At 59.9% G+C, this 17,402-nt stretch carries 19 protein-coding genes; 13 read left to right on the top strand and 6 right to left on the bottom strand.

Translation table 11 applies throughout. The annotated features are described in order from the left end of the window. Positions 1-61 precede the first annotated feature (61 nt). Entirely contained in the window at positions 62-802 is a 741-nt protein-coding gene (locus ACMXYJ_RS22135) for a transporter substrate-binding domain-containing protein (protein WP_415760783.1), read from the top strand. Between the two features lie 88 nt (positions 803-890). Further along, on the top strand, positions 891-1,922 hold the full coding sequence (locus ACMXYJ_RS22130) for an NAD-dependent epimerase/dehydratase family protein (protein ID WP_415756924.1): 1,032 nt from the start codon (positions 891-893) through the stop codon (positions 1,920-1,922). Here ACMXYJ_RS22130 and ACMXYJ_RS22125 read toward each other — a convergent pair. Together ACMXYJ_RS22125 and ACMXYJ_RS22120 are read right to left on the bottom strand one after the other, a co-directional pair. Next, complete coding sequence (locus tag ACMXYJ_RS22125; protein WP_415756923.1) at positions 1,852-2,256, bottom strand: MerR family transcriptional regulator; 405 nt, start codon at positions 2,254-2,256, stop codon at positions 1,852-1,854. The genes ACMXYJ_RS22130 and ACMXYJ_RS22125 overlap by 71 nt on opposite strands. A 161-nt stretch (positions 2,257-2,417) precedes the next feature. Further along, the gene (locus ACMXYJ_RS22120; protein WP_415756922.1) at positions 2,418-3,173 is read right to left on the bottom strand and encodes an SDR family oxidoreductase; all 756 of its coding nucleotides are present in this window, start codon (positions 3,171-3,173) and stop codon (positions 2,418-2,420) included. Positions 3,174-3,378: 205 nt separating this feature from the next. Between ACMXYJ_RS22120 and ACMXYJ_RS22115 the strand changes: the two genes are divergently transcribed. Next, on the top strand, positions 3,379-3,948 hold the full coding sequence (locus tag ACMXYJ_RS22115) for a YceI family protein (protein WP_415756921.1): 570 nt from the start codon (positions 3,379-3,381) through the stop codon (positions 3,946-3,948). An 88-nt stretch (positions 3,949-4,036) separates the two neighbouring features. Then, complete coding sequence (locus ACMXYJ_RS22110; RefSeq protein WP_415756920.1) at positions 4,037-4,759, top strand: GNAT family N-acetyltransferase; 723 nt, start codon at positions 4,037-4,039, stop codon at positions 4,757-4,759. A 261-nt stretch (positions 4,760-5,020) separates the two neighbouring features. Here the strand turns inward: ACMXYJ_RS22110 and ACMXYJ_RS22105 are convergent, their stop codons facing one another. Next, positions 5,021-5,680: a TetR/AcrR family transcriptional regulator gene (locus tag ACMXYJ_RS22105; protein WP_415756919.1), complete on the bottom strand. Its 660-nt coding sequence runs from the start codon at positions 5,678-5,680 to the stop codon at positions 5,021-5,023. 86 nt (positions 5,681-5,766) lie between these two features. On the opposite strand from ACMXYJ_RS22105, the gene ACMXYJ_RS22100 reads away from it, so the two are divergent. Next, positions 5,767-6,417 carry an NAD(P)H-dependent oxidoreductase gene (locus ACMXYJ_RS22100; protein WP_415756918.1) on the top strand — a complete coding sequence of 217 codons (651 nt, stop codon included), beginning with the start codon at positions 5,767-5,769 and terminating at the stop codon, positions 6,415-6,417. On the opposite strand, the gene ACMXYJ_RS22095 is transcribed toward ACMXYJ_RS22100, so the two are convergent. Next, positions 6,374-7,495, bottom strand: a complete 1,122-nt coding sequence (locus ACMXYJ_RS22095) for a P1 family peptidase (protein WP_415756917.1) — start codon at positions 7,493-7,495, stop codon at positions 6,374-6,376. The genes ACMXYJ_RS22100 and ACMXYJ_RS22095 overlap by 44 nt on opposite strands. 190 nt (positions 7,496-7,685) lie before the next feature. Continuing rightward, on the bottom strand, positions 7,686-8,789 hold the full coding sequence (locus ACMXYJ_RS22090) for an extracellular solute-binding protein (protein WP_415756916.1): 1,104 nt from the start codon (positions 8,787-8,789) through the stop codon (positions 7,686-7,688). A gap of 111 nt (positions 8,790-8,900) precedes the next feature. Here ACMXYJ_RS22090 and ACMXYJ_RS22085 point away from each other — a divergent pair, with 111 nt between their 5' ends. Continuing rightward, complete coding sequence (locus tag ACMXYJ_RS22085; protein WP_415756915.1) at positions 8,901-9,677, top strand: helix-turn-helix transcriptional regulator; 777 nt, start codon at positions 8,901-8,903, stop codon at positions 9,675-9,677. Here ACMXYJ_RS22085 and ACMXYJ_RS22080 read toward each other — a convergent pair. Continuing rightward, complete coding sequence (locus ACMXYJ_RS22080) at positions 9,661-10,602, bottom strand: class I SAM-dependent methyltransferase (protein ID WP_415756914.1); 942 nt, start codon at positions 10,600-10,602, stop codon at positions 9,661-9,663. The genes ACMXYJ_RS22085 and ACMXYJ_RS22080 overlap by 17 nt on opposite strands. 267 nt (positions 10,603-10,869) lie before the next feature. Between ACMXYJ_RS22080 and ACMXYJ_RS22075 the strand changes: the two genes are divergently transcribed. The 7 genes from ACMXYJ_RS22075 to ACMXYJ_RS22045 all read left to right on the top strand — a co-directional run bounded on the left by ACMXYJ_RS22075 (position 10,870) and on the right by ACMXYJ_RS22045 (position 17,374). After that, on the top strand, positions 10,870-11,490 hold the full coding sequence (locus ACMXYJ_RS22075; RefSeq protein WP_415756913.1) for a cytochrome b/b6 domain-containing protein: 621 nt from the start codon (positions 10,870-10,872) through the stop codon (positions 11,488-11,490). Beyond that, positions 11,487-12,272 (top strand): molybdopterin-dependent oxidoreductase, encoded by a 786-nt coding sequence (locus ACMXYJ_RS22070; protein WP_415756912.1) that lies wholly within the window; start codon positions 11,487-11,489, stop codon positions 12,270-12,272. Before ACMXYJ_RS22075 ends, ACMXYJ_RS22070 begins: the two co-directional genes overlap by 4 nt. Positions 12,273-12,343: 71 nt before the next feature. Then, on the top strand, positions 12,344-12,610 hold the full coding sequence (locus ACMXYJ_RS22065; protein WP_415756911.1) for a pentapeptide MXKDX repeat protein: 267 nt from the start codon (positions 12,344-12,346) through the stop codon (positions 12,608-12,610). Between the two features lie 248 nt (positions 12,611-12,858). Then, complete coding sequence (gene fae, locus ACMXYJ_RS22060; RefSeq protein ID WP_008043405.1) at positions 12,859-13,371, top strand: formaldehyde-activating enzyme; 513 nt, start codon at positions 12,859-12,861, stop codon at positions 13,369-13,371. Between the two features lie 10 nt (positions 13,372-13,381). Next, the gene (locus ACMXYJ_RS22055) at positions 13,382-14,416 is read left to right on the top strand and encodes an aldo/keto reductase (protein ID WP_056741901.1); all 1,035 of its coding nucleotides are present in this window, start codon (positions 13,382-13,384) and stop codon (positions 14,414-14,416) included. Then, complete coding sequence (locus ACMXYJ_RS22050) at positions 14,413-15,846, top strand: NAD-dependent succinate-semialdehyde dehydrogenase (protein ID WP_415756910.1); 1,434 nt, start codon at positions 14,413-14,415, stop codon at positions 15,844-15,846. Before ACMXYJ_RS22055 ends, ACMXYJ_RS22050 begins: the two co-directional genes overlap by 4 nt. Before the next feature lie 166 nt (positions 15,847-16,012). Next, positions 16,013-17,374, top strand: a complete 1,362-nt coding sequence (locus ACMXYJ_RS22045) for an MFS transporter (RefSeq protein WP_415756909.1) — start codon at positions 16,013-16,015, stop codon at positions 17,372-17,374. Positions 17,375-17,402: the final 28 nt, after the last annotated feature.

The raw sequence follows: 17,402 nt of genomic DNA, 5'->3' as shown, positions 1-17,402 counted from the left end.
TGGATAACGCGTTGCCCGGCGTGCTTCACTCAGCGTTCTCGAGTAAAGGATTCTCAAAATGATGAGTGCTATCACCCCGGCAGTTCTTGAAGATCTCGCCCCGCAAGGTGTCCTTCGCGCCGCGATCAATTTCGGTAATCCGGTATTGGCTCAGCAGGGCCAGGATGGATCGCCACAAGGCGTCTCCGTCGCGTTGGCCAAGGCACTGGCGCAAGAGCTTGGCGTGCAACTGGAGATGGTGACGTTCGATGCCGCCGGTAAAGTGTTTGCCGCGCTGGAGGAGGGGGCCTGGAGCCTTGCGTTCCTTGCCATCGAGCCCGTGCGCGAGCAACAGATCGCGTTCAGTGCGCCCTACGTGATCATCGAAGGCACTTACCTGGTAGCGGCCGATTCGCCCTTTGTGGCCGTCGAAGATCTCGATCAGCCAGGGTTGCGGCTGGCGGTCGGCAAGGGCGCGGCCTATGACCTGTTCCTCGCGCGCACCTTGAAACACGCGCAACTGGCGCGGGCGGAAACCTCCGCCGCTGCGGTCGACCTGTTCTTCGATAAGGACCTGGATGCCGCGGCGGGCGTGCGCCAACCGCTGCAGAAAGTGGCCGATGCGGACCCGCGTTATCGCGTGCTTGAAGGGGCCTTCACCGCCATTCGCCAGGCGATGGCTGTGCCTCGAGATCGAGAGGCCGGTGCTGCGTATGTGAGGTCATTTGTGGAGCGCAAAAAGGCCGAAGGCTTTGTGCACGCGGCGCTGAAGGCCAGCGGTCAGGCGGATGTCACGGTGGCGCCGCAGGCTGCGATCTTTTGATCCGCTGATATTGACTCTGTCCCAAGGGACAGAGCCTAAGGTCGTCCTCGCCAAAACGGATGCGTGTTCAAGCGAGGGGGACAATGGTATGAGTCAGTTATGTCTGGTCACAGGCGCCAATGGGCATTTGGGCAATACCTTGGTCAGAGCCTTGCTCGATCAGGGTTACCGAGTCCGCGCCGGGGTTCGTGATGTGAACGATTCGGCAGCGTTCGAGGGGCTGGATTGTGAAAGGGTGTATGCCGAACTGCTCGACGAAGCGGCCATGCTCGAGGCGTTGAACGGGGTAGACCTGTTGTTTCAGGTCGCGGCGGTGTTCAAACATTGGGCGAAGCATCCGCACGCCGAGATTATCCAACCGAATGTGGAAGGAACACGTCGCGTTTTGCAGGCGGCGGCGAAGGCCGGGGTCAAGCGCGTGGTGTATGTCAGTTCCGTTGCGGCCATCGGTCAGAACGGGCAGGCGCTCGATGAAGATCGCTGGAATGACGAGGACGAGAATGCCTATTACGCGTCCAAGATTCTGTCGGAGCAAATGGCCTGGCACACGGCTCAGGCACTGAATCTTTGGATGGTCGCGGTGTTGCCCTCGGCGATGATCGGCCCCAACGCGGCCAAGCTGACTGACACCATGAAGTTTGTCGATTCGGTCAGGCGGCGGCAAATGCCGCTGGACCCGGGCTTTCATTTCAATTTTGTCGACGTGCGAGATGTCGCCCTGGGGATGATCCTCGCGGCAGAAAAAGGCCGGTCAGGGCAGCGCTACATTCTGGCGAATGAACGGTCCTCTTCACTGACCGAAATCATTGATGTCGCGAACGTGGTTTCACCGGGCTATCGGCTACCACCGCCGGCACCCAAGTGGCTGTTGGTCGCGGTGGCGTGGATGCAGGAGCGCTGGGCTGGGCTGACGGGGCGACCAGCCCAACTGTTGCTCAGTCAGGTCAGGATGTTCCACGGCGTTAAACAGGAATACGCCATCACCAAGGCCAGGACCGAATTGGGCTTCCGTCCACGAACGCCGCAAGTTGCCCTGCAATCGGCCTTCATCAATCTAAGCCAGTGCTCGACGCATCGCTATGAGGCGTTATCACTGCGCCCGGTTCAAAGAGTGAATTGATCTCGCATTTGAGTTCGCTGAGGTGATCTACCAAGGCCAGCAAGTCGGCTACTTTCTCGAAAATTTGCTGGCGCTTGAGGTCGATCGCCTCGTTGGCCAGTTCCACGGGAAAGGCGTTCAATGTGTTCTTGGCAGCGATGAGCGGCACCATCTCGGCGAGCTTGAAACCGGCGACCTGTGCCCGGCGGATCAGGCGCACGAGCGTGAGGTGATGCGAGGTGTAGACGCGATATCGACCCTGGCGATCCGGTTCCGGGATCAACCCCATCTGTTCGTAAAGTCGAATGGCTTTCGGGGTGCAGCCGGTGAGCCCGGCGAGTCTTCCAATGAACATCAGCAGTCCTTCTCGCCACGCGAGTCGCTATCGAAAATCCGGGCGTCATCCTATCGCAGCCCGATTTGCTTGCAAGCCGTTGCCTGTGAAGTGCTGATACCTGAACGGCGAGAGCGGGTTCAGTTTCGCTGGGCCCGCTGATCATCATCGCCATTAGCGACTCAGGAGGGATGCGCGATCTCTAGCCAATCTTCAAACCGGATCGCTCCGACAATGGGGCTATCGCCGGGCGTGAGGGACTTGTCATTGATTGGCGCGCCGAAGTAAGGAACCGTGTCGTCCGAAACAGCCTCGCGCGGGTCCTTGGTGTGTTTGAGGTACTCACTCACGAATTCGACAATGGGTCGGCGATCCGGCCCGGCCACTTCCACGGTCTGATTGATCGGCGCTTTTTGAGCGATATCCGTCAGTGCGGCCGCGACATCGACCGAGGCCACTGGTTGCAACGCGGCGGACGTTAAATGGATGGTGTTGCCGTCCTCGCGACCCGAGTAAGCAATGGCACCAATGAACTCGAAGAACTGCGTGGCCCGCAGGATGGTGTAGGGAACCCCCGAGGCCTTGATGAGTTTTTCCTGGGCCATTTTGGCCCGGAAATAACCACTGTCGAGCATTCGTTCGGTGCCGACGACTGACAGGGCAACATGGTGTTGGGTGCCGGCTACCTTCTCGGCAGCAAACAGGTTATGCCCGGCGGTCTCAAAGAAATGCAACGCCGCGTGATCCTCGAAAGAGGGGGAGTTGGCCACGTCGACCACCACGTCGGCGCCCTTGAGCGCGTCCGCCAGGCCCTCGCCGGTGATGACGTTGATGCCGGTACTCGGTGACGCTGATATGACTTCATGCCCCAGATCCTGGAGGTTCTTGCAGACATTGCTGCCAATCAGCCCGCTTCCTCCGATGACGACGAATTTCATGACCAGTCTCCCGATGCGGTGAGTTGGGACAGTCATTAAACACCTTGGCAGCGGCGGTATCGGGCGGCCACTCCCGTTGCCCGACAGGTGGTCGGAAGTCTGAGCGGCAGGTGGAATTAACGGCGTTTGTTTGCTTTAGTCCACCTATCGTTGGCTCACATGTGCGGCGCCTCAGCTCAAGACGGGAGCCCGACCGGAGAATCCCATGAAACATCGATTCCCGACCTGCGCCGTGCTGGTGGCCGCCCTTGCATTCGGCGCGTTGCCTTGCGCCCAAGCGGTCGAATACACGCAGGTCAATGAAACCGCCAGCACGATTTCCTTCACCTATAAACAGTTCTCCTCACGGGTATACGGCACGTTCAGCAAGTTCGAGGCCACGCTTGATTTCGACACGGCGAACCCGTCGGCAGGCCGGGCCGCGCTCACCATCCAGCTCGACAGCATCGATGCCGGAAGCAGCGACGCCAACAGCGAATTGCAAAAACCAGCCTGGTTCGACACGGCAACGAATCCAGTGGCGACGTTTGAATCGACCGGCGTGAAGGTCCTGGGCGACAACCGTTACTCAATCACCGGCAAACTCACGCTCAGGGGGATCACGCGTGAAGTGGAGGTACCGGTCCTCCTGAAGGCCGATAACGCCATCGGGATTTTCGATGGCCAGTTAACGCTCAAGCGCAGCGACTTCAAAATCGGTGAAGGTGAATGGGCCAGTGGTGTTGTCTCTGACAAGATCAATATCCGGTTTCGGATGGTTGCGCCGCAGCAGTAACGTGCTGCGGCGCACGCTGCCCCGGCACGTTATGATAGGCACGCCCGCGAACACACTCTTCACGTCCGCCCCAGAGTCAGAGCCACGAATGCCCCAGATCACCCATTTCAAAACCCCGTGCCCCGAGCACATCAATAGCCAGATCCTGCAAATGGTGGTCGATTACCTGACCGACATCAGCATGGTCGCGATCGCGCCGAGCAATCTGTTGTACAACGTGTACCAGTACGCGATCGGCTACGAGGTTCACCTCTATCTGGAAGCATTGAACGGGGCGAAAGGGATTGCGGTGGAGTTACTCGTCGCGACCGACGAAGACGACCCGGAGAAGGTCGTCGGCTTCTTGCTGTACCTGCCGGTCAAGGACGATCCCGATGCATGCGGTGTTGCGTATTTGGCGGTGAGTGCCAGCCATCGACGCCAAGGTATTGCCCGGCGGATGCTGGGGGAAATGGTCGGCCGCTACCCGCATGCCGAGCTGACGTGCGCGGTGGCCAAGGTTCCGTATTTTGAGGCAATGGGGTTTCAGGTGGTGGGCGTGCGCGCTACTCAAGTGCTGATGAACACCCGCGATCACGGCAGTGATGGCTTGATGGCCCTGCTGGACGTGGCGCCGATCTACAGCTCGCTCGAGGTGCGACAGATTCATACGTACCTGCTGCAAAAACACGGCAAGCGGGCCATGCTCGATGCGGAAAAACAGCGTGACCGGCATCTGGACCAGATGACGCGCAAGGCGAATGAGTTTGTTCGGGAGCGACTCGGTGAAGGTGCGGTGCCAGCCCCTTCACCTCGGCTGCGGCTGGTCTAGTCGCTTCGACTCAACGCAAAAAAAGCCCTTGGTGCGGACAACGCGCCAAGGGCTTTTTAGTGTCTGGAATTCGTGCAGATAAAAAAGAGCCTCAAAGCTCTTTGATGGGGAGGAAGTAGAGCCCTCGAGGCTCAAGATGCGCATGAAACAAGTGGTGAGCTTGTTGGGGTTCAGTTCACTCACCACCTACGCAGCGGTTTGAGCAAACAAGCGGCTGCGTAGAATCATCGTAGAAAGATGGGGGTTGGCGCTCAAGTACCGCTAGTCGAATCGGTCAGTTTTCGCGATTTTTCCAACGTCGCCACGGGCACTTCTTTCGACCATGGCGATGATGGTTTCGTACAGTTCGTCCTGTGCCTGTACGGCGCTGATTTCTCCATTCGCGGCGGCGTGTGACAAGGCTTCCGCCGCACCGAGCATCGCCCGCAATCCCGCTGCCTGGATCTCACCCGCGCCAGCGAAAGGGGCGAGGGCGGTTTGGCATTTGTTGAGAAAGATCGCTTCGTACTCACGCTTGATCTTCTCCAGTTCCGGGGAGCTGGCGAGTGCCGCGATGACGCCGGGGATCTCGTTGCCCTGAAGCAGCACGCAGTCGACGTACGACGAAGCGATCACCCTGGCGGTGCCGGGCAAAGTCGGTTCGCTGTCCTGGAGCGCAGCATCCATCAGCGCTGTCTGTCGGGCGTCAAAGTCCTGGTAGAGCGCCGCCAACAGCCCGGATCGCGTGGTGAAGTGATCGTACACCACCGGTTTGGTGATCCCGGCTTGCTCGGCAAGTCGCCCCAATGTTAGCGCGTCGGTGCCTTCTTCCCGAACGAGTTGCCAGGCGACGTCCAGCAACTGGCGTTGGCGGTCCTCCCGGGACATCCGTCGTCGCGGTTGTGGGCTGGAATCCTGCTCGATTGTTTCGGTGGTTGACATGGCTATGTACCAAAAGTAACTTACTGATCGTAACTTACCAAGAGTATATAAGGTCCGCCCTGTGCTCTCAAACAGGAGTTTCCAGCATGCACGCGCTTATCGTTGTGGCTCATCACGATCCTCGTTCGCTTACCCATAGCCTGGTGGCGCAAGTCGCTCAGGGCATCGCCCTGGACGATCCCGGTCATACCTTTGAAATCGCCGACCTCTCGGCCGAAGGGTTTGATCCGCGGTTCAGCGTCGCTGATCTGGCGGTGCATCACCGGGAAGCGCCGCCCCCTGCTGATGTGGTTGCCGAGCAAGCGCGGATAGACCGCGCCGATGCGGTGGTGCTGGTTTATCCCGTCTACTGGTGGTCGATGCCGGCGCTGCTCAAGGGCTGGATTGATCGGGTGTTCGCCAACGGCTGGGCGTTCGATTTCACGGCGGATGCCAAGCTGGAGAAGAAGCTTGGCCATCTGCGGGTTCACTTGATCGGTGTGGGCGGTGCCGACGCGGCCACCTACGCCCGGCACGGTTATGCCGAGGCCATGAAGACGCAGATTGACCATGGGATTTTTGATTATTGCGGTGCTCAGGTGGTGACGTCCGAGTTGCTGCTCGAATCGGAAATCCAGGACCCAGCGGTGCACCTGGATGCCGCAAAAAGCCTCGGTCGCGAGCTCTTTGCGGCCTCCAGACGCCTCAATCCTGTTAGACCTGCTCTCCCGGCCAACCCGCCCGACGCAAGGCGTTGAGCAGCGTCCCGGCGTCCAGTCCCGGCACCGCATGGCCATTGCCTTCGGCGGTGTCGGAGGCGAGCAAGGCGTTGATGATCGCTTCTTCTACGGCTTCGGTGGCGGCCAGGAACAACTCGCTGATGTGGTCGTTGTTGACCATGCTCAGGTTGTCGGTGGTCGGCGCCCGCTTACTCTCGTAAGCGGCAGGCGGCACGTGTTGATTACCGGTGGCGAAGGCGATGAAGATGTCACCGCTGTGGTCTTCATTGCCGCCGCCGGTGCGGGCAAGGCCGAGGCTGGCGCGTTGCGCGAGGCGAGTGCACTGGTGCGGCAGTAACGGCGCATCGGTGGCCAGGCAGACGACAATCGAGCCCATGCCCGGATGCGGCAACGACGCTTTGAGAAACGGCGAGTCGGCCTTTTCCATGTAGCGCCCGACCGGGTAACCATCGACGCGCAATTCGTTGCGGATGCCGTGGTTGGCCTGGACGATAGCGCCGACGGTCCAGCCGCCCTCAGCACTGTTCAGACGTCGCGAAGCGGTGCCGATTCCGCCTTTGAATTCGTGGCAGATCATGCCGCTGCCACCGCCGACGGCGCCTTCGATCACCGGACCGCCCACCGCCGTGCGCAGGGCTTCGGCCACATGCTCGACCTTCACATGGAAACCGTTGATGTCGTTGAGCAGACCGTCGAAGGTTTCCAGCACCACTGGCATGTTCCAGTAGAGTCGCCCGTCATCGGGTTGCTCCTGACGATCCAGCGTCACCAGCGCATCGCGCACCACACCCAGGCTGTGGGTGTTGGTGAAGGCGATCGGGCTGGTCAACAGGCCGGCCTCGCGAATCCACTCCAGACCCGTGGCATCACCGTTGCCGTTGAGCACATGGACGCCGGCAAAGCACGGTTGCAGGCTGGTGGAACCGGCACGCGGCTCGATCACGGTGACGCCGGTCAGGATGTCGCGGCCGTTGGCGGTGCGTCCTCGCACATTGCTGTGACCGACCCGGACGCCGGGCACATCGGTGATGGCGTTGAGCGGGCCGGGTTGCAGTTGGCCGAACTGGATGTTCAGGTCGCGGGCACGTGGTTTCATCGTTTCTCTCATCTTCAATTCGTGGCAGAAAAAAGGGGTACTAACCATATCCAATCAAGGCGCGAACCCTGTGGGAGCGAGCTTGCTCGCGATAGCGGTGGATCAGTCGCCATCAGTGTTGAATGTGATGGCCTCATCGTCGGATCGCCGCCCGGAGCTAGCTCGCTCCCACAGGTGTTTCACATCAGGTTTATTGACCGTTTTTGACTTTGCTCCAGATCCGCGTCCGCACGCGCTCGGTGGCGGGCGGCAGAGGCTGAAGGGTGAATAACGTGGCCATGGCTTCGGCTGACGGATACACGGCAGGATTGTTGCGGGTCGCTTCGGCCACCAGTGGCGTCGCGCTGCGGTTGCCGTTGGGGTAGGAGAGGTGATCACTGACCGGCGCGATGACTTCAGGGCGCATCAGGTAGTCGATGAAGGCCAAACCCTGTTCCGGATGCGGTGCGTCCTTGAGCAACACCAGGGTGTCGAACCACACCGGCGCGCCTTCTTTCGGCAGGCTGTAGGCGATCTTCACGCCATTGTTCGCCTGCTCGGCAGTGGTCTTGGCTTCCAGCATCGCGCCGGACCAGCCCACCGCCACGCAGATGTTGCCGTTGGCCAGGTCGCTGATGAACTTGGACGAGTTGAAGTAGGCAATGTGCGGACGCAGCTTGAGCAGCAGCGCTTCGGCCTTCTTGTAGTCCTCGGGATTGGTGCTGTTGGGTGGCAGGCCAAGGTAGTGAAGGGCGACTGGCAGCATCTCCGCCGGCGAGTCGAGCATGGCCACGCCGCACTGGCCGAGTTTGGCCAGGTTTTCTTCGTTGAACACCAGGTCCCACGAATCCACCGGCGCCTTGTCGCCCAGCGCCGCGCGGACCTTGTCGATGTTGTAGCCGATGCCGTTGGTGCCCCACAGATAGGGCACGGCGTACTGGTTGCCCGGGTCGTTGTTGGCCAGTTTTGCCAACAGGTCAGCGTCCATGTTTTTGAAGTCAGGCATCTGAGCGTGGGGCAGAGGTGCAAGGGCACCGGCCTTGATCAGCGTCGGCAAGCTGAAGTTGCTGGCCACCACCACGTCGTATCCGCTGCGGCTGGTGAGCAATTTGCCTTCCAGCACTTCGGCGCTGTCGAAGGTGTCGTAGACCGGTGCGATCCCGGTGTCACGCTTGAAATCCTGCAGGGTCGTGGGACCAATGTAGTCATACCAGTTGTAGACGTGAACCGTCGGGCCCTCAGCGGCAACCGCCGATAGCGAGACCGACAAACAGGCGCCCAGTCCAAGATTGATATACGAGCGGTGACGACTCATGATGCGGCACTCCTGGCCTGCTGCAGGCCGGTGATGATCAGGTACTTGCAGCGTATCGATCGGGAGTGGGCTCACCCATTCCCATCATGGGTTACTCGAAAGGGGTAGGGCGTGGACGCGTTGTTGAAAGAGTTACCCGTGCACCAAGGGCTGGCGCGGGTATTTGGTGCCTTGGGGCAGGACGGGTTCTGGCGTGCGCTGGTCGACACGCTGCGGCTGCTGGTACCGATGGACAATGCGTTGGTCGCGGTGATGCGGGCCGGGCGGGTGCCGCGTCTGCTGATCGATTTCGACTCGAAGGGCGGTGCTGCCGAGCATGAAGAACTGGCGGACTACAGCGCCGGCATGTACCTGCTCGATCCGTTTTATCAGGCCGCCTGTGCCGGCATTGCCGACGGTTTGCACAGCCTCGAATCGGTGGCCCCCGACCAGTTCCAGCAGAGCGAGTACTACCTGAGCTACTTCCGCACCGTGGTGGGCGGCGACGAGTTGCAGTTCATGATCAACGTCGAGGGCGCCGTGCTCGGTTTGTCGTTGGGACGCTCGACGCGATTCACGCTTGAGGAACAGGGGCGCCTGCTTTGCGTGCGCGATTGGGTGCTGGCGGCGATGCGCCGTCACCTGCAATTGATGCCACGGGAAGGACCGGCAACCGAGGCGGTGGCCGGGGATCTGGCGACCCTGCTGGATCGTTTCGACGCGCGCCTGTCGGCGCGGGAAATAGAAACGGCGCGCCTGATTCTTCAGGGCTTCTCAAGCAAGGCCATCGCCCAGCAGATGGGCATTTCCCCGGAGACGGTGAAGGTGCACCGGCGCAATCTCTATCACAAGCTCAATGTGAATGGGCATGGTGAGTTGTTTGCGCTGGTGCTCAATCCCCCAGCCTGAACACCAGCGCCTTCAACCCGCATTCAACATCGGCGTCTGGAAACTCCGGCGGATTGTCCAGCCGTTGCTCGAAACGCAGGCTCGGTGCTTCGCGGGTGACGCCGTCGATGAGGAAGTCCGCACCGAACGCCGGATCGTTCATGCACGCCAGCACCGTGCCCTGAGGGCTGAGCAATTCCGGCAGTCGGCGCAGCACGCGCTGGTAGTCCTTGGTCAGCAGAAAACTGCCTTTCTGAAAAGACGGCGGGTCGATGATCACCAGGTCGTAAGGGCCCTTGCCGATCACCTTGCCCCAGGACTTGAACAGGTCATGACCGAGGAACGTCACCTTGCTCAGGTCGTGGCCGTTGAGCCGGTGATTGTCGCGGCCACGGCTCAGGGCCGGGCTGGACATGTCCAGATTGACCACGTGCGTCGCACCCCCTTCGATGGCCGCTACCGAGAATCCGCAGGTGTAGGCGAACAGATTCAGCACGCGCTTGCCCTGGGCGTTAGCCCGCACCCAGTCGCGGCCATAACGCATGTCGAGGAACAGGCCCGTGTTCTGTTTGCGGCCCAGGTCCACCCGGTAATGCAGGCCGCCCTCAGTGATCGTCATCTCGTCGATCGCGTCCCCCAACAGCCACTCGGTGGTGCTTTGCAGCAGGTAGCGATGTTGCAGCAAGAGTGTATGCGCGCCGGATTGCGTCCACGCAGGCGATTGCGTGAGGTCCATCAGCTTCTGTTTCAACGCTTCCAGCTGCGACGCTTCGGGTTCCTTGAACAGCGACACCAGCACCACGCCTTGCAGCCAGTCCACGGTCAATTGCTCCAGCCCCGGCCAGCACCGGCCACGGCCGTGGAACAGCCGGCGGGTTTCGGCGGGGGCAGTTGCCAGTGCTGTCAGCAGATGGTCATGCAGCGTGGAGAGGGCTTCAGCGTTCATCGGATACGGTCGGCAATTGGAGGGGGCGGCATTTTAAACACAATTGAGCCGGGGGTGGACCACGTAAAAACCTGTGGGAGCGAGCCTGCTCGCGATGGCGGCATTACATTCAACATCAATATTGACTGATCTACCGCTATCGCGAGCAGGCTCGCTCCCACAGGTTATTGGGGGGGAGTTATCACGTTTAATTTAACTTTACGTGAGGATTTGGCGATCTATCGGTTCGCATAATCGGTTCCAACGATCAACCGCCGGGAGCCGAACATGTCGCAGTTAGCTGCTTCACCCACAGTCAGCACTCATCCTCGCTGGCTACGGCTGACCCATTGGCTGAACGCCCTGGCGGTGTTGGTCATGGTCACCAGCGGTTGGCGAATCTATAACGCTTCACCGCTTTACGACTTCAGTTTTCCCAAAGCGATCACGTTGGGTGGCTGGCTCGGCGGCGCATTGCAATGGCATTTCGCGGCGATGTGGTTTCTGGCCGCCAACGGTCTTGTCTACCTGATCATCAACCTCGTCAGTGGTCGTCTGAAACGGCGCTTTTTCCCGGTTTCGCCCAAAGGTGTCCTGCATGACCTGTGGGCGGCGTTGAGAGGGCGGTTGGGGCATGCCGACCTGAGTCATTACAACCAGGTGCAACGGGTGGCGTACCTGTTCGTGATGGTCGACATCACATTGCTGGTGATTTCCGGGCTGGTGTTGTGGAAGTCCGTCCAGTTTCCGCTGTTGCGTGAACTGCTTGGCGGTTACGAAGGTGCGCGGCACGTGCACTTCATCGCGATGTCGCTGTTGGTGGCCTTTGTCGCGGTTCATCTGGTGATGGTCGCGCTGGTTCCCAAAACGTTGTGGGCCATGATTGCCGGTCGCAAGGAGGTCATATGAAAAAGCGCATTCAAGGCTCAGGGCTGGACGAGTCGTCCATCCTGACAGATGCCAGAAAGATCCTCGCCCCACAGATCGAGGACCGCTCACGACGCTCGTTCCTGATGCGTAGCTTGACCCTCGGCGGCGTGGCCATGTTGTCCGGCTGTAACATCACCGACAACGAAAGTGTCGAGACCGCGCTGTCCTCGATGTCCCGCTTCAACGACAGGGTGCAGGGCTGGCTGTTCAATCCCAACGCCCTGGCACCGACCTATCCTGAGTCGATGATCACCCGGCCGTTTCCGTTCAATGCCTTCTACGGCATCGACGAGGCGCCGACGGTGGAGGAAGAGAGTTATCGACTGGAAGTGACCGGGATGGTCGCCGACAAGCGCAGCTGGCGCCTGGAAGAACTGCGCGCCATGGCCCAGACCGAACAGATTACCCGGCACATTTGCGTCGAAGGCTGGAGTGCAATCGGCCGCTGGGGCGGCGTGCGGTTCAGCGACTTCCTGAAGCGGGTCGGTGCCGACACGGATGCCAAATTTGTCGGCTTCAAATGCGCGGACGACTACTACACCAGCATCGACATGGCCACCGCACTGCATTCGCAAACCTTGTTGACGCTGACCTATGACGGCGCGGTGCTGCCTCGCGAATACGGTTTCCCGATGAAGCTGCGCATGCCCACCAAGCTGGGCTACAAGAATCCCAAACACATTCAGGCGCTTTTCGTCACCAACACCTACCCGGGTGGCTACTGGGAAGACCAGGGCTACAACTGGTTCGGTGGCAGCTGATGGCGCCTGGCCACTTCTCTGCGCAGCGTCCGCTGCGCTCATTCGCAACCTGTGCTTCAAGGAGTTTCATCATGAAAAAGTTAGCGACCACCGTACTGTCCATGTGCCTGGCGTTTGGCGCCGCGAGCGTGTTTGCCGCCGATGCAACCACCAATAACAGCATGAGCAAGGATTCAATGTCCAAAGACGCCATGCACAAAGACACGATGAAAAAGGACGCCATGTCCAAGGATTCCATGAGCAAGGACGCGATGAAGAAAGACACCATGTCCAAGGACGGAATGAAGAAGGACGCGATGTCCAAGGACATCATGAAAAAAGACGCGCCGTCGTACTGATCCGAACACCGTCAAATGGGGGTATGACTTGAAGTCATGCCCTCATGATTTTTAATGGTTACAGCCCCGCAAACCCCCGGTGTTAAAAAATCGCAAACACAGCTCATCAACAACAAAAAAGAGCGTTTGCACCCATGACTCATCCTCACTGCCACACCCCGCGCTCTTCGAACCCTGACATTTACCACGCGACCTCCACGGTTCGCGTGCACTTCTGATCAACCCAAATCCCTGAAGAGTAATAACTCATGAAAGAACTCGACCTGTACATCGGTGAAGGCTTCGAAGGCCCGGGCGTGAATGCCGCGCACATCAACATTCTGATCGGTCCGCGCAACGGCCCGGCAGGGCAGGCGTTTGCCAATAGCCTGGCATCGCCAAGCCAAGGGCATTGCCCGTTCATGGTGATCGCCCAGCCAAATATTCCGGTCAAGCCGATGACCCTTTATGTGAACAAAGCCGCGATCAGCAGTGACCTGCACGGCAACGCCACGTGGGGCGCGTCGCAGGCCGGGATCGCCAAGGCTGTGCTTGAAGCGCTGCTGGACGGCACCTTGCCGCCGGAAGCCGAAGACGAGTGGGCCATCGTGACCGCGAACTGGGTCAACCCGGCCTGCGACGACCTGGATGCGGTTTACCTGAACAACTACAACGCCTGCCGCACGGCGATTCGTGCGGCGCTGACCGGCAAGCCGGAAACGGCGCAACTGGCGGATGTGGTCAATCACATCAGCAATCCTTTCTACACGCCAAAAGCCTGAGGTCCGCGCCATGCAATACATTCGTTTGGGCAACTCCGGCCTGCAAGTCTCCCGCCTGTGCCTGGGCACCATGAACATGGGCACCCCGGACTGGAAGCCGTGGATCTTCGATGAGAAGAAAAGCGAGCCGATCGTTGCGCACGCATTGGACAACGGCGTGAATTTCATCGACCTCGCGGATTTCTATTCCGCCGGTGTCGGTGAGGAAGTGGTGGGGCGCATCGTCAAGCGCCTGGCCCGGCGCGAAGACCTGGTGATCACCACTAAAGTCGGCTACGGCACCCGCACCGGGATCAACGCCAGCGGTCATTCGCGCAAGCACATCATGGACAGCATCGACGCGTCGCTGAAGCGTCTGAACATGGATTACGTCGATGTGTTCATGCTGCATTACTTCGACGTGAACACGCCGGTCGAAGAAACCATGAGCGCCATGAACGACATCGTGCGTTCCGGCAAGGCGCGCTACATCGGTGTCTCGACCATGCTCACCGGGCAACTGGCGAAAATCCTCATGGCCTGCGAGCGCAATGGCTGGGTCAAACCGATCAACATGCAGCTGCAACTGAACTGCGCTTACCGCGAAGAAGAGCGCGAGATGATCCCGTTCTGCCGCGATCAAGGCCTTGGGGTGTCGGTGTTCAGTCCCCTGGCCCGTGGTTTGTTGACCGGCGATGTGCAATCGACCCGCAACCAGACCGACTTCTTCACTCAGCAGATGTACAGCGACGAGGCTTCGTTCGAGATCGCACATTCGGTACAGCGTGTCGCCCGCGCTCGCGGTGTTTCCAACGCGCAGATCGCTCAGGCCTGGGTCGCCAATCATCCTGGCGTGGATTGCATGCTGGTGGGCGCCGACACCACAGAACAGTTCGACAGTGCCTTGGCAGCGCTGGAGACCAAACTCGATGCAGATGAACTGTACGAGCTGGAACGCAATTACACCCCGTGCGACGTGATCAACGATTACACCGCCGGCAAACGTATCTTGCGTTCGGCCCGTCCGGGTCTGGAGCGCTTCAATCTGACTGAGGCTGTGGCATGAGCGCGCTGATCCGTAACGGCAACTTCATCGACGGCCAATGGTCCAGCGGTGGTTCGACGTACTCGGTGTTCAACCCGGCCAATGGCGAGTTGATTACCGAAGTGCAAAAGGCCGGCGCTGAAGAAACCAACCTCGCGATCGACGCCGCCAACCGCGCTTTGCCAGCTTGGCGCAAGTTGACCGCGAAGGAACGCAGCCAGAAGCTCAAGCGCTGGAGCGAGCTGATGTTGAGCAACCAGAAGGATCTTGCGACCTTGCTCAGCCGCGAACAAGGCAAGCCACTGGCCGAAGCCATGGGTGAAGTGGTCTATGCCGCGAGCTTTCTGGAGTGGTTCGCTGAAGAAGCCAAACGCGCTTACGGCGACGTGATTCCATGCCACAAGGCTGATGCGCGGATCATCGTGGTCAAGGAAGCCATCGGTGTGGTCGCTGCGATCACCCCGTGGAACTTCCCGCTGGCCATGGTCACCCGCAAGGTTGGCCCGGCGCTGGCGGCGGGTTGCACGATGATCCTCAAACCGTCGGAAGAAACCCCGTTGTCGGCCTTCGCCCTAGCGGTGCTGGCCGAGCAGGCGGGCATTCCCGCCGGCGTGTTCAACATCGTCTCGGGTGACGCGGTGGCGATTGGCGGGGCGCTGCAAGCCTCCGGCATCGTGCGCAAACTGTCGTTCACCGGCTCCACCCGCACGGGCAAACTGCTGATGCGCCAAGCGGCGGACACCCTGAAAAAAGTCTCGCTGGAACTGGGCGGCAACGCGCCATTCATTGTGTTCGACGATGCTGATCTGGATGCCGCCGTCAAAGGTGCGATGGCCTCTAAATTCCGCAACACCGGGCAGACCTGTGTCTGTGTGAACCGCTTCTTCATTCAGGACGGCGTCTACGAAGCCTTCACCGGAAAACTCGCTGAAGCCGTTGCGGCAATGCGGGTGGGTAGCGCGCTGGAGGGTGAAACCGAGCAAGGTCCGCTGATCAACGCGGCGGCATTGGCCAAGGTTGAACTGCATGTCGGTGACGCCTTGGAGAAGGGCGCCCAGCTGTTGTGCGGCGGTCGTCGCCACGCGCTCGGCGGCACTTTTTATGAACCGACCATCCTCACCGAAGCCAACAGCGACATGCTGATCGCCCAGGACGAAACCTTCGGCCCGGTGGCCGCGTGCTTCCGTTTCAAGGACGAGGCCGAGGTGCTGCAACGGGCCAACGACACGCCGTACGGTTTGTCGGCCTACTTCTATAGCCGTGACATCGGCCGGGTCTGGCGTATGGCCGAAGGCCTGGAAGCCGGCATGGTCGGAATCAACGAAGGGATCATTTCCACGGAAGTGGCGCCATTCGGTGGCATCAAGGAATCGGGCCTCGGTCGCGAAGGCTCGAAGTACGGTCTGGATGACTACTTGGAAATCAAATACCTGCTAATGGGCGGTCTCTAAGACCCAGCCATAAACCACTGTGGGAGCGAGCTTGCTCGCGATGAGGCCAGCACATCCAACATTGATGTTGTTTGACAGACCGCTATCGCGAGCAAGCTCGCTCCCACAATAAGAGCTAGAGCTATCGGTTTCATTTCTCCGTCAATAACAACAATTGGAGACTTACATGTCCGTACAACCGGTAAAAATCGACGACCTGCCCATCGGGCGATTCCACCTCAAGATCGCCGGCCTGACCTTCGGCGCGCACTTCACAGACGGCTACATCCTCGGTCTGATCGGTATCGCGTTTACGCTGCTGAGTCCACAGATGCAGCTGGATGCGTTCTGGCAGGGATTGATTGGGGCTTCGGCGCTGATCGGTTTGTTTCTCGGCAGTCTGTTTTTTGGCTGGATTTCCGACAAAGTCGGCCGGCAGAAAATCTTCCTGGTCAGCTTCGTGTTGATCACCATTGCCTCCGTGATGCAGTTCTACGCCGAAACGGCCATGGGCCTGTTTCTCTGTCGGGTGCTGATCGGTATCGGGCTGGGTGGTGATTTCAGCGTTGGCCACGCCATGCTGGCCGAGTTTGCGCCGAAGAAACACCGCGGTGTGCTGCTCGGTTCGTTCAGCGTGATCTGGACTTTCGGCTACGTGGCCGCGACCTTCGTCGGCACTGCCATGCTCAGCCTCGGGGACGATGCCTGGCGCTGGATGCTGGCCTCGTCGGCGATTCCGGCGGCATTGATTCTGATCGCCCGTATCGGCACGCCCGAGTCGCCGCGCTGGCTGGTGAATCAGGGGCGGATTGCCGAGGCGCGAGCGATCGTCAAGAAGCATCTGGGCGACAACGTCGAGCTCGACGAAACACAATCCACCGAAACCCGCTCCGGTTACGCGGTGCTGTTCAGTCGTGAATACCGCAAGCGCACAGCGTTCAATTGCCTGTTCTTCGTCTGCATCGTCATGCCGTACTTCGCCATCTACACCTTCCTGCCGTCGATTCTGCAGAAGATGGGCCTGGCCGAAGGCTTTGGTACTGAGTTAATGCTGAACATGCTGTTGATTCTGGGCGCGCTGATCGGGATCTGGTGCACGATCAAGTTCTCTCGTCGGGGCTTTTTGATCAACTCGTTCATCATTCTCGCGGTGGCGTTGTTCCTGCTGGCGGTGTTGCCGGGCAGTGCGGCGTTTTTGATGGTGTTGGTGTTCGGACTGTTCACGCTGGTGCTTTCGGCCGTGAGTAACCTTGTGGGCGTATTCCCGGCCGAGAGCTTTCCGACCGAGGTGCGGGCTAGCGGGATTGGCCTGGCCACGGCGGTAAGCCGGTTGGGTTCGGCGATCAGTACGTTCCTGTTGCCGGTGAGCGTGGCGGGGATTGGCTTGAGCCCGACGATGGGGATTCTGGCGGCGATTTTGGCCATCGGTGCCTGGCTGTCCTGGGCCTGGGCGCCGGAAACCAAATCGCTGACACTGAGCCAGGCGTGCAAGGCGCAGAGCCCGGTGGAGGGTGGCGCGGTGGCGGTGAAAGTCCCAGCCCCGATCTAACTGACTGTCAAAGTTCCAATGTGGGAGT

The sequence above is a fragment of the Pseudomonas arabinosi genome, from assembly GCF_047758675.1.
Taxonomy (GTDB): Bacteria; Pseudomonadota; Gammaproteobacteria; order Pseudomonadales; family Pseudomonadaceae; genus Aquipseudomonas; species Aquipseudomonas arabinosi.
The sequence above is the reverse complement of the archived record's forward strand: the minus strand, read 5'-3'. Positions and strand labels throughout refer to the sequence as shown.